7 protein-coding genes and 1 pseudogene are annotated in these 12456 nt (G+C 71.0%); 5 read left to right on the top strand and 3 right to left on the bottom strand.

All coding sequences use genetic code 11. From position 1 onward, the window contains the following. Positions 1 to 43: 43 nt before the first annotated feature. The 3 genes and pseudogenes from recD to recC all read right to left on the bottom strand — a co-directional run. Complete coding sequence (recD, locus tag IB230_RS17215) at positions 44 to 1960, bottom strand: exodeoxyribonuclease V subunit alpha (protein ID WP_192274099.1); 1917 nt, start codon at positions 1958 to 1960, stop codon at positions 44 to 46. Then, positions 1957 to 5592, bottom strand: coding sequence for an exodeoxyribonuclease V subunit beta (locus IB230_RS17210; RefSeq protein ID WP_192274098.1), 3636 nt, complete (start codon positions 5590 to 5592; stop codon positions 1957 to 1959). The genes recD and IB230_RS17210 overlap by 4 nt, the downstream gene beginning before the upstream one ends. Positions 5593 to 5804: 212 nt before the next feature. Next, positions 5805 to 9173: pseudogene (gene recC, locus IB230_RS17205) on the bottom strand (exodeoxyribonuclease V subunit gamma); the annotation flags it as partial. A gap of 215 nt (positions 9174 to 9388) precedes the next feature. On the opposite strand from recC, the gene IB230_RS17200 reads away from it, so the two are divergent. Genes IB230_RS17200 through IB230_RS17180 form a run of 5 tightly spaced genes read left to right on the top strand, consistent with a single transcriptional unit; the run spans position 9389 to position 12427 of the window. Next, on the top strand, positions 9389 to 10177 hold the full coding sequence (locus IB230_RS17200) for an ATP-binding cassette domain-containing protein (RefSeq protein ID WP_192274096.1): 789 nt from the start codon (positions 9389 to 9391) through the stop codon (positions 10175 to 10177). Further along, positions 10177 to 10929 carry an MlaE family lipid ABC transporter permease subunit gene (locus tag IB230_RS17195; RefSeq protein ID WP_192274095.1) on the top strand — a complete coding sequence of 251 codons (753 nt, stop codon included), beginning with the start codon at positions 10177 to 10179 and terminating at the stop codon, positions 10927 to 10929. Before IB230_RS17200 ends, IB230_RS17195 begins: the two co-directional genes overlap by 1 nt. A 4-nt stretch (positions 10930 to 10933) precedes the next feature. Then, complete coding sequence (gene mlaD / locus IB230_RS17190; RefSeq protein WP_192274094.1) at positions 10934 to 11476, top strand: outer membrane lipid asymmetry maintenance protein MlaD; 543 nt, start codon at positions 10934 to 10936, stop codon at positions 11474 to 11476. After that, the gene (locus IB230_RS17185; RefSeq protein ID WP_192274093.1) at positions 11473 to 12141 is read left to right on the top strand and encodes an ABC transporter substrate-binding protein; all 669 of its coding nucleotides are present in this window, start codon (positions 11473 to 11475) and stop codon (positions 12139 to 12141) included. The genes mlaD and IB230_RS17185 overlap by 4 nt, the downstream gene beginning before the upstream one ends. Beyond that, positions 12128 to 12427 carry an STAS domain-containing protein gene (locus IB230_RS17180; RefSeq protein WP_192274092.1) on the top strand — a complete coding sequence of 100 codons (300 nt, stop codon included), beginning with the start codon at positions 12128 to 12130 and terminating at the stop codon, positions 12425 to 12427. The genes IB230_RS17185 and IB230_RS17180 overlap by 14 nt, the downstream gene beginning before the upstream one ends. The last annotated feature ends 29 nt before the right edge of the window (positions 12428 to 12456 follow it).

Raw genomic sequence — 12456 nt, 5'->3', positions numbered from 1 at the left:
TGATGAAGCTCCGGGGCAATCTTCCGGTCCGCACGAAGGCGGCTCACGGTCCGCCGCCCAAACGCCAGCCCAGCCCCGACCACCGGCTCGCATGCCGCGACAGGGCTTCGCGGATCACCGCGTCGCTGCCGGCGATGTGCAGTTCACGGCGGGCACGGGTGATGCCGGTGTAGACCAGCTCGCGCGCCAGCACGCGGTTGCCGCGCGCGGGCAACAGCAGCCACACGCTGTCGAACTCCGAACCCTGCGCCTTGTGCACCGTCATGGCGAAGGCGGATTCGTGCGCGGGCAGCGCCGCAGGATGGAAGGCACGAGGCTGCGAGGGTTCCTCGCCGGGGAACCAGGCGATCAATGCGCCGCGGTCGTCGCGCAGGCAGATCCCGATGTCGCCGTTGAACAGACGGTGGCGGTAGCTGTTCTCGGTGACGATCAGCAGTTGGCCGTGGAAATGGCCCGGTCCGCCACGCGCGAAGCCGGCACCGGTGTCCATCAGCAGGCGCTCGATGCGCGCGTTGAGCGTGCGCGCGCCCTGCGGGCCCTCGCGCACGGCGGTAAGCAGGCGCAGCCGCGCGGACTGCGCCAGCGCCTCGACCGGCGTGGCGGCGTGGGCGAGCGAGCGCCAGTGGGCGAGCAATGCATCGCGCTGCGTCTCGAGCGGGTCGGTAAGCCCTTCATGGAAGTGCACGTTCGACAGCGTGTCGCGGCGCAGCAGGTCGAGGGCGGTATCGGCGGCGCCTTCACGCACGGCCGCGGCCAGCGGTGCGAGCTGCAGCGCCTCGCTCTGGCGCCATCCGCGCTGCAGGTGGACGCGAACGCCCTGGAATGTCGTGTCGTCGCTTGCGCACGGGCCGGCATCTCCTGCGATACCGGACGGCGTTGGATCCCCACCTTCGCGGAGATGACGGTCCGCGGCGTCGCCCATCAGCGGACGCAACGCTTCAGCCTCTTCCGATGCGAGACCGTCGCCTTCACCCGCAGCCCCGAGGATGGCGGCCAGCACGTCGCCGGCTTCCACCGACGGCAGCTGGTCGGGGTCGCCGAGCAACACCAGACGCGTGCCGTCGGCTACCGCGTCGACCAGCTTCGCCATCAGCGGCAGGTCGATCATCGAGGCCTCGTCGACCACCACCACGTCGACCGGCAGCGGATTGTCATGGTCGTGGCGGAAGCGCGGCGAATCGGGAATCGTGCCAAGCAGGCGATGCAGGGTGGTACCGGTGACCGGGAGTGCGGCCAGCAGGCCGGCGTCGACGCCGACGCCGACGGCGGCAAGCGCCTGCACGGCATGGCGCACGCTTTCCGCCATGCGTTCGGCGGCACGGCCGGTGGGCGCGGCCAGTGCGATGCGCGGCGATGCGCGGCCGGCGAGCTGCGCCTGCGCCGCCAGCAACACCAGCAGGCGTGCGGTCGTGGTGGTCTTGCCGGTACCGGGGCCGCCGGTGACCAGCAGCAGCGCGTGCCGCAGGGCCAGCGCGGCGGCGCGTGCCTGGTGATGGTCGTGCAAGGCCGGCGGGAACAGCGTGGCGAACAGCGGTGCGAGCGATGCGAGGTCGTCCGCCGGCAGCGTGCGGCGTGCGATGCGCTGCAGACCGAGCGCCAGCGCGCGTTCGTACTCGCGGTAGCGGCGCAGGTAAAGCAGGTCGCCTTCCAGCACCAGCGGCGCGTGCGGATCGGCTTCGTCGATGGCGTTGCGCGGCGTGGCGACCCAGCGCGACGCGCCAAGCTGTCCGCGCCAGTCGTCGCCATCGGGCCAAGGAAGAGCGGCGTCCGCATCGAGCAACAGGTGCGGCGACGCCAGCGCCACGCCGGCATGGCCCTTGGCGACGGCCAGCGAGGCGAGGGCGGCGGCGGCGAGCACGCTGTCGGGCGTGTCGCGGTCCAGCCGGCGCAGGCTCTGCGCCAGCGCGTGGTCCAGCGTGCGCAGGTGGCCGCCGCGATAGAGCGCATCGAGCAGGCTCATGCGCTGCCTCCTTCCGCTGCGCCAGCGAACAAGGCGTCGAGCGCATGGACCAGTCCAGGCGCGTAGCGCTGCGCGTGCACGCCGGGCGAGGCCTCGCGCGCCAGGTCCAGGCCGCGGCAGAACAGGTAACGGATGCCGCCGAAGTCGCGTGCGTAGTCGTAGGTATCGCCCAGGCGGAACCGCAACCAGCGATGCAGGGCCAAGGTATAGATCAGCGCCTGCAGGTCGTATTCGCTGTGCGCCATCGCCTGCTGCATGGCGGCGGCGTTGTAAGCGGGCAGCTGGTTGGACTTGTAGTCGAGCACGTACCAGCGTCCGTCGTGCTGGTACGTCAAGTCGATCAGGCCGGTCATCAGGCCCTCCAGCCGCAGCCGCGCACCGAAGGCGGTGCGATGACGCAGCAGGCCGTGGCGGTGCAGCAATGCAAGCAGGGCCGGCACGCCGGTGGGCTGCATGGCGAAGTGGAACTCGATTTCCGCGCGGCGGTGGTCGGCCGGCACATCCGTCAGGCGCACGCCTTCGGGCAGGACCGTACCCAGTGTGTGGCCGACCAGCGGCACCAGCACGTCCAGGCCGTCGACGACGTCGGTTTCCGCGTAACCACCCTCGCGCAGGGCATCGGCGATGACGAGATCCTGTCCGTCGGGTGCACCATCGCCGGGTCGCCAGTCGCGCCACGCGGTGAAGTCGGCGTGTTCCAGCGCGCCGTGCATCACCACGCCGAAGCGGCTGCCGGCGAAGCGCGGATCCACGAGGGCAGGCATGGCAGCGTCGCGCGGTGCTTCATCGATGTCCGACGCCGGCGCTTCATCCCCGCCACCGGGATCGGCCTCGGTGGACGCGGCCAGCGGATCGGCGCCGCCCTCGGCATGCGCCAGCTGGGTGAAGCTGTAGACCCACCAGTCCGATGCGATGCGGCGCGTGGCGATACGCGCGGGTGCGACGACGGCGTCGCGCTCTGGTGGCAGGCGCGGCGGAGGCGGTTCGGCAGGCCCTTCGACGATGAGTACGTCGGCATGCGTGCCGAGCAGGTCGAGATCGGCAATCAGCGGTGCGAGCCGGCTCTTGCCGAGGTCGGCGACGTCGCCGGCGGCGATCCACAGCGCGTGTTCGGCGCGGGTCAGGCCGACATAGAGCAGGCGTGCGTCTTCGGCGATGGCCTCGCGGCGCGCGGCATCGCCGGCAGCCTTCCAGGCGGGATCGTCCTTGTCGAGCTTCCACTGCAGCACGCGTTGCATGCCGTCGTGCACCACGCGATGGCGGCCGCTGTCGGGACGCGACGTGCCCAGGCCGGCGAATGGCAGGTAGACCAGCGGATACTCCAGGCCCTTGCTCTTGTGCAGGGTGACGATCTGCACGCGCAGCGCGTCGGATTCCAGCCGCAACAGCTGCGTCTCGTCGTCCGCGTCGGCCTCTGCCATGCGTGCCTGCAGCCAGTCGAGCAGGCCGTGCAGGCCCAGCGTGCGGGCGGCGGCTTCCTGCAGCTGCTCGCCGAGCTGCAGGTAGTTGGTCAGGCGGCGCTCGCCATCGAGCAGGCCGAGCACGCGTTCGGCCTGTGCGGCGCACAGCTCGGACACCAGCGCGAACGGGCCACCGCGCTGCCAGCGGTCCCGCCAGTGAAGCAGGCGCGCCTGGTGCAGGCTCTGCGCCTCGCCGTGCTCGTCCAGCGCGGCGAGGTCGGCCGCGTCTTCGCCCAGCAGTACGGTGGCGAGCGCGGTACGCAGCCGGCCGCTGTCGGCGGGGTGCAGCAGCGCCAGCAACAGCGTGCGCAGTTCTGCTGCCTCGGTACTGGCGAACAGGCTTTGCTTGCCGGCAGCGACCGCAGGCACGCCGACGCGGGCGAGCGCCTGCTGCACGCGCGTGGCCTCCTTGTGGTTGCGCACCAGCACCGCGATATCGCCGGGCCGCACGGGATAACCATCGATGTGCGCACGGCCAGCGCGCGCGTCGGTGAGTACGCGGTGGATGTCGGCCACGCACGCCGCCGTGGCCGCCTCGCGCGAGCCGTCGGCATCGAGCGGGCCGCCGGCGTCGTTGCGCAGCAGGCGCAGGGTCAGCGCTGGCGCGGCGGTATCGTCGTGGCGATAGTCGTCGTCGCCGCGCTTGCCACCGGGTTCGACCGGTTCGAAGCGGATGTCGGGATGCGCGAAGGCGTCTTGGCCGGCGGCGGACGCCCCTTCGTACAGCGCGCGCACCGCGCGCAGCACGGAAGGTCGCGAGCGGAAGTTGTGCGCCAGCCGCGGGGCCTCATCCGCCACGCCACGCGCGAGCAGATAGGTGGCGACATCGCCGCCGCGGAAACCGTAGATGGCCTGCTTGGGATCGCCGATCAGGAACAGCGCCGGCGTCTCGCCCAGTGTGCCGACTTCATCGGAGTCGCCGAACACGCGCGCGAAGATCCGCCACTGGCGCTCGTCGGTGTCCTGGAACTCGTCCACCAGCGCGACGCGGTACTGCGCACGCAACACGGCGACCAGCGCCTGCCGGCGCGGACCGTCGAGCGCGACCGCGACGCGTTCGATCAGGTCGTCGTAGGTCTGCACGCGGCGCGTGCGCTTGAGATCGTCCAGCCGGCGGCGGGCATCGTCGCGCAGGCGGTGCAGCAGGCCGGCACGCAAGCGCAGCTGCAACTGCTGCCAGGCGTCGTCGGCCTCACACCAGTCGCGCCACGTGTCGAACAGCGGCGACACAGGCACACGGCTGTCGTCCGCATCCTTGCAGAACCCGCGCAGCGCGTCCGGCAGCAGCTTCTGCACATGCGTCTTGTCGGTGCGTGGCCAGTCGGCGAGCGCCGCACCGGCCTTCAGCTCCTCGAATGCCTTGTCGAAGCTGGGACGGCGCACGCGACGGCCATCGAAGACCTTCTGGTCGAACGCGACGGCGATGGCCGCCTGCGCATCGGTCAGGTGCAGTCGGAGCGCATCGATCAGATGCGCGGCGCGGCCCGCGCGCGTGGCCTGCACGGCGACCAGGCGTTCGCCATCGTCGTCGGCTGGAGCGGCAGGCAACAACGGCAAGGGACCGCACAGCGCCGGCAGATCGCCCGCCAATGCCTCGGGTCCGTTCCACAAACCGGTCAATGCGTCGACCGTCGCCGTATCGGCGGCGTACGTGCGCCACAGGTCGGCGGCGAGCTCGGCGTAGAGCGTGCTCGCGTTGCCGAGCAGTTCGCCGGCCTCGAAGCCCTGCCCCGCCTCCAGGGCGTGCTCGCGCAACACGCGTGCGCAGAAGCCATGGATGGTGAAGATGGCGGCGAGATCGGTTTCCTCGGCGGCGTTGCGCAGGCGGCGCGCCAGCTGGGCCGGCGTTTCCTCGCCGAGCGCGAGATGACGGTCGATGACGAACCGCGTCAACATGGCCTCGTGCGGCTCATCGTCCAGCCGCGGCGTGCCGACCAGGTCGGCGGCCAGCGCCAGGCGCTCACGGATGCGCTTGCGCAGTTCCTGCGTCGCCGCCTCGGTATAGGTCACCGCCAGTACGTCGCCCATGCGCAGGCGCCGTTCGACGATCAGGCGCGTGAACAGTGTGGCCAGCGTATAGGTCTTGCCGGTGCCGGCGCTGGCCTCGATCAGCTGCACGCCATCGAGCGCACGCGCCAGGTAGGGCTCGCGGGCGGAATCGAACGCGCTCATGCTGCGTCCTCCCCGCGCGAACCGCGCAATGCGCCGTAGATCCGCAGGCTGGTATCGATGAAGGTCGCGAGGCCGTCGGCATCGGCCAGCGGATCGCGGCCACGGAACGCGAGCTGGATCGCTTCCCCGGTGCTTTCGCCCCAGCGATAGTCGCCCGGATACCACGCATCGCGTGCCGCGGCCTCGCGCAACACCGGCTCGGCGGTGTGGATGGCCCAGCCGGTACCCGGTGCGAAGGGGAGCGGCGCGCGCAGGCCGTCGCGGCGCAGCGCCAGCAAGGTGCGCAAGGCGTCCTGCGCCTCGTCGACCTGACGCGCCGGGGTGACGTAGGCGCGGATGCCTTCGTCGCCCTCGTGGATCTGCACCAGCGGGATAGACAGGCCCGCCGCATTGAGCAGCAGCGCGTCCAGCCCGTGGCGGATGACGGCGGCACCGTTGAGCGCACCGATGTGCACGCGCACCAGACCATGCGGATACACGTCGGCGATGCGGCCATGCACACGCACACCGTCGACCGTGGTTTCGACGCGTGGCGCGCCAAGATCATCGGCCGCGACCAGTCCGCGCCATTCGATCTGCTCGCGCCACTGCGGCTGCAGGCGTGCGTACTGTTCGGCTTCGTGCACCAGCAGCATCAGGCGGCGCAGTTCGGCGTCCGGTCCTGCTGCACGTCCGTCACCGCGTTGCCACGGAAACAGCCGGTGCTCGGCCAGCCGCGTACGCAACGTGGCAGCATCGATGGCTTCGCCCGCCAGCACCGCGGCGAGCACCGCCTGGCCATCCGGCTCGGTCAGCGCGTCGTGTTGCCGATGGCGGCGATCGTGGCTGATCCAGTCGGCGAAAGCCTGTGCGTAAGGCTCCACCTCGGCGAGCACGTGCTCCGCCGCCTGTTCGCCCAACGGGCCGGTCGGCAGCTGGCCGCGCGCGCGCAGCCGGGTGTAGAGCGCGGACGGCGTGCGGGCGTGCTGGGGATGCGCGACGTCGAGCAGCCAGTCGAACACCTCGCGCCGCAAGCGGGCGCGATCGCGGCCGCGCACCGGCGCGACCAGCGGCTCGGTGTCCTCGGCGATGTCGATCGGGTCGGGCAGGCGCAGGCCGAGGCGGTGCGCGAGGAAGGCGCCGGCCGGATCGAGCAGGAAGCGCCGCAGCGTCTCGAGCGGAAGATCATGTTCGTTTTCCGCTGCGGGCAACGGCCCGTCCACCCACGGCGTGAGCACGCCACGTGCGGCATCCACGCGATCGGCGGCCGGGCGCCAGGCGGCGCGATAGCTGAAACGGCGCGGCTCGTCGGCGCTGCCGAACGCCGCCGGCGCGAACGGCTGCAGCGTGTGGCGGACGACGAAGCGTTTCTTCGCCTCGGGGTCGGCGTGGTAGCGGGCGGCCACATCGAGCAGTTCGCTGACCAGCACCGAGGGCTCGCGCACGCTGCCGTCGCGCGGATCGGCACCGAGGTAGCTGACGTAGAACACGTCCTGGGCGGCGACGAACAGTTGCAGGAACAGGAAACGGTCGTCCTCGCGGGTGGAGCGGTCGCCGGGCTTGCGGCGACCGGCATGCAGGTCGCCGGTGAGCTTGTTGAGGCCGGCAGCGGGATCGCGGCGCGGGAAGTCGCCGTCGTTCATGCCGAGCAGACAGATCGCGCGGAACGGCAGCAGGCGCATCGGCACCATGCGGCCTACGCTGATGCCGCCGGTCAGCAGCGGCGCGCGCGTGTCGGCCTGCGAGAGCTGGTCGTTGAAATGCGCGCGCACGACCTCGGGCGGCACGACACCGGCGTAGCCTGCCGTCTCCGCATCGCGCGCGAAGCGGTCGACCAGCGTGCGCAGGCGGTCCAGGGTGCGCTGCGCGCGCGGCGCGGCGGGCTGTTCCGGCAGCAACACGGCAAGCAGGTGCAGCAGGCGTTCGCGCCACTGCGCCGGCGTGGCCGCCTCGCTCAACGCGCGGCGCTGGCGCGCGAGTTCGCGCAGCAGCCGCACCAGCGTGTCGAGTGCGTCGAGCGCGCCGCCTTCCAGGTCCGGCCACGGCGCGACGTCGGCAATCATCTCGTCCGCGCCACTGGCATGGCCCAGCAACAGGCGATCGAGGGCGAACTGCCACGTGTAGGCATCGTCGGCGGGCGCGTCGCTCGCCGCACGGTGGCTGGCATCCAGGCCCCAGCGCGCGCCGGCCTCGCGAAGCCAGCCGTGCAGGCGATCGATGGCGTCGGTGTCGAGCCCCGCCGCTTCGGCCACCGGCGCGCTGGCCAACAGATCCAACACCTCGTCCAAACCAAAGCGGGACAGCGGCAGGTCGAGCAGGCGCAGGAACACCTCGGCCAGTGGCTCGCTCGCCAGCGGGCTGGTGTCGGCCAGCGCCCAGGGCAGGGCGTCGTCGTGACCACCGCCGCCGAACACCGCGTCGAGGTAGGGCACGTACGGATCGATGTCCGGCGCGAGCACCGCGATCTCGCGCGGCTGCAACGGCGGGTCGAAGCGGGGATCGTCCAGCAGCGCACGCAGCTGGTCGTGCAACACCTGCAGTTCGCGCAGACGCGTGTGGCAGGCATGCACCTGCAGGCTGGGATCGGCCAGGTCGAGCGTGCGGCGCACCGGCGGCGATGCGGGCGGACGGCGGTGGAACAGGTCCGATTGCAGCCGGTGCAGCAGCGCGTCCGGGCTCTCGTCGGTGAGCGGATCGGCGTAGACGTCGATCTCGGCGCGCGGATGCACCACTTCGTAATCGCCGAGCAGCGCCATGAAGTCGCGGCCGGCCGCGCCCCAGGCCTGCAGCAGCGGGTTCTCCTGCACGTCGTCGGCGAACAGCTCGACCTGACCCTCGCGGCGGCGCTCGCGTAACGTCTGCAGGTCCCCCCAGTAGCCGCGTGCCGGCGTGGGCAGGTAGAAATGCAGCGTGCCGATGCGCGCCTGCGTGGCGAGCACGCGCAGCACGTCGGGCGAGATGTTGAGCGTGGCGAAGACCAGCAGGCGCGTGGGCAGGCCTTGCGGCAGCGGGCCGTCGTCGCGGCCGAAGCGCGCGAGGTAGGCGTCGATGCGGCGCGCACGGTAATCGCGGCCGGCGGCGACGGCGCGCCACAGCCGCGCCTGCGGATCGTCGCGGTCGGCGCCCGCGTCCCAGCGCAGCAGCCAGTCGCGCCGCCACGCCTGGTACTTCTCGTACACGCCCGCCAGTTCACCGGCCAGCTGCCAAGGCTTGAGCGGATCGCCATCGGCCAGCCAGCCGTCGAGCGTGGCCAGCGCGGGATCGCGGCGCAAGGCGGGTTCATCGAGCGCGGCATACAGACGCCACTGCAGCGAGGCGGCGTCGAGATCGTCCTCGCCGGCCGGCCCGAGGTTGGCGTCGAGCGCGCGAGCGACGAATTCGCCGGGGGTCAGAAATTCCAGGTTCGCGGCGATGCCGTATTCGGCCGCCAGCGTAGCCTGAAGCCAGCGGCGCATGGCGACCTGCGGGATCAGCACGATGTCCGGCGCCAGCAGCGCCTGTCCCGGCACCGGCCGGCGCAGTTCGTCCGCCAGCAGTGCGGCCAGCAACTCGAGCGTGTTGGACGGATACAGGCGGAAGTCGGGCGTGGCGGAGGTCGTCATCGTCGGCCGCATTGTGCCGGATAGCGGTCGCAGTCCCCGAGACGCGGCCGTTTGGGCCACAGCATCCCGCACGAAATCCGCACGCGGATACGACATGGCCGCGACATGGATGCCACAATAATCAAACTGCGCGGTACGGTTTATGTTCAGCCGCTGGCCGCGAAGCTACACCGTTGTTTTTCCGTTAACTCCCTGCTGGTCCGCCGACGACGCCCATGACGCCTGCCGACGCCCCTGCCGTGCACCTGTCCGGCCTCCGCCTCGATCGCGGTGGCCGCACCATCCTGCGCGGCATCGACCTGACCGTGCCCCGTGGCAGCATCGCCGCCGTGCTCGGTCCTTCCGGCAGCGGCAAGTCGACGATGCTGGCCGCACTGACGGGCGAGCTGCCGCCGGCGGCAGGCACGGTGGACGTGTTCGGCCAGCCGGTGCCGCACCGAAGCCGTGCGCTGCTGGAGATGCGCAAGGGCGTGGGCGTGCTGCTGCAGGGCAACGGCCTGCTGACCGACCTGACGGTCGCCGAGAACGTCGCGCTGCCGCTGCGCACGCATACGAAGCTCCCGGACGCGCTGATCCGCCGGCTGGTGGAATTCAAGTTGAATGCGGTCGGCCTGCGTGCCGCCGCCGAGGCCTATCCGCGCGAACTGTCCGGCGGCATGGCGCGCCGCGTCGCGCTGGCCCGCGCGCTGGCGCTGGACCCGCCGCTGATGATCTACGACGAGCCGCTGACCGGGCTGGACCCGATCGCCTCGGGCGTGATCATGAGCCTGATCCAGCGCCTCAACGACACGCTGGGCCTGACCAGCATCATCGTGACCCACCACGTGCACGAGACGCTGCCGATTGCCGACCAGGCGGTGGTCATCGCCAATGGCGGCCTGGTGTTCTCCGGCACGCCGGCGGAACTGGAAGCCTCGTCGGACCCGCTGGTGCAGCAGTTCCTGCGCGGCGAGCCGGATGGCCCGATCGCCTTCGACACGGTCAAGCGCGGGGAGGCCGCCTGATGCCCTTCGTCGCCGCTACCCGCTCGCTGGGCCGTGCCGGGCTGTTCTCGCTGTCGGTGCTGCGCGCCTCGGCGCCGACCCGCGACTTCTTCGCCGAACTGACCCGCGAGATCTACAAGATCGGCGGGCGCTCGCTGCCGATCATCGCCGTCGGCGGTGCGTTCGTGGGCCTGGTGCTGACGCTGCAGGGCTACCGCACGCTGACCACGTTCGGTGCCAGTGATGCGCTGTCGACGCTGCTGGGCCTGTCGCTGTACCGCGAGCTGGGCCCGGTGCTGACCGCGCTGCTGTTCATCGGCCGCGCCGGCAGCTCCATCGCCGCCGAGCTCGGCCTGATGCGCGCCACCGACCAGATCAAGGCGCTGGAACTGATGGCGATCGACCCGGTCGCCAAGGCCGTGGCGCCGCGCTTCTGGGCGGCGGTGCTGACGGTGCCGCTGCTGACCGGCTTCTTCTGCTCGCTGGCGATCAGCGCGAGCTACTTCGAGGCCGTGCACGTGCTCGGCCTCGACAACGGCACGTTCTGGTCGGCGCTGCAGAACAGCGTCGACTTCTGGGACGACTTCGGCGTCGCGCTGCTGAAGTCGGCCGTGTTCGGCGGCACCAGTGCGCTGGTGGCGGCCTATGTGGGCTTCCACGCCGAGCCGACCATCGAGGGCACTTCGGTGGCCACCACCCGCGCGGTGGTGAATGCCTCGCTGCTGGTGCTGATGTTCAATTTCGTCATGTCTGCATTGCTGTTCAGGAGCTGACCCCATGTCCGTCCGTGGACCCCGTCTTGAGTTCGCCGTCGGCGCCTTCCTGCTGCTGGCCCTGGCCTCGCTGCTGGTGCTGGCGCTGGCCTCCACCAACAAGCGCTTCGGCGTGGGCGGCGGCAGCTACGAGCTGACCGCGCGCTTCTCCAACCTCGGCCAGCTGCGCAAGCAGGCGCCGGTGAAGATCGGCGGCGTGGTGATCGGACAGGTGTCCGACATCCGGCTGGACCCGGTGAAGTTCGACTCGCTGGTCACCCTGTCCATCGACAGCCAGTACAAGGACCTGCCGGCCGACACCGCGGCCGGCATCTTCACCAGCGGCCTGCTGGGCGAGAACTACGTCGGGCTGTCGCCGGGCGGCGATCCCGAGGTACTGAAGCCGGGCGAAGAGATCGCCTTCACCCAGCCGGCGGTGGACCTGCTGCAGCTGGCCGGCAAGTACATGTTCAGCGGCGGCGCCAACAATGCCGACGCAGGCTCCGGGGAGACCCCGGCCAGCGGCGAGACCGCCGCTCCCCCCGCTACGGAAGAACCCACGCCATGAAGACGCTCAAGCCCTCCCTCCTCTCCGTCGTGCTGTCGGCCGCCCTGCTGGCCTCTGCGCCGGTCGTCGTGTTCGCGCAGGCCGCGGCGCCGGCGGCCGCCGCCAAGCAGAACACCGCCAGCCAGGTCGTGCTGAGCAGCAGCACGCGCATCCTGACCACGCTCGACCAGCGCCGCGCCGAGTTCAAGTCGAACCCGGCCGCGCTGCGCCAGTTCGTCACCAGCGAGTTCAACACGCTGTTCGACGGCGACTACGCCGCGCGCCTGGTGCTGGGTGTGCACGGCCGCGGCGCCTCCGATGCCGACGTGAAGCTGTTCGGTCAGGCCCTGACCGAGCGCCTGCTGTCCGCCTACGGTGCGCGCCTGGCGGACTTCAACGCGCGCCTGAAGGTGCGGGTGAAGTCCGAGACCCCGCTGCCCGGCGGCCGTGGCGTGAAGGTCGATACCGAGTTCGTGCAGACGGACCAGACCGTCACGCCGATCACCTTCTATGCGCGCAACGTGGGCGGCCAGTGGAAGGTGTTCGATGTGCTGCCGGAAGGCGTGTCCTTCGTGCAGACGTTCAAGACCCAGTTCGACACGCCGCTGCGGCAGAAGTCCATCGCCCAGGTGGCGGCGGACCTGAAGTCCGGCAAGCTGCAGGTCAACGGCAGTGCCGGCAACTGACGCCAGCCTTCGCCGCGACGGCGACGCGCTCGTGTTCACGGGCGCGCTGGACCGCGCGGCCGCGGCCGCACTGTGGCCGCAGGCGTCGGCGCAGCTGGCGGGCGTGAAACGCATCGTGCTGACCAACGTCACTACCGTCGACAGTGCCGGGCTGGCACTGTTGGCGGAGCTGGCCGCGCGCCTGCGCACCCGCGGTACCGCTCCCCGCATCGAAGGACAGCCTGCGGGTCTCGCCGACCTGCAGGCCGCCTACCGTTTGACGCCGGAACTGGATTTTCCGGCGTAACCCCCACCCCCCGCCGTTTCCCAGGAATC

Source organism: Pseudoxanthomonas sp. PXM01 (assembly GCF_014851815.1).
In the GTDB taxonomy this organism is placed as follows: domain Bacteria; phylum Pseudomonadota; class Gammaproteobacteria; order Xanthomonadales; family Xanthomonadaceae; genus Pseudoxanthomonas_A.
Note: the sequence above shows the minus strand (reverse complement) of the source record. Positions and strands in the feature narration are given on the sequence as shown.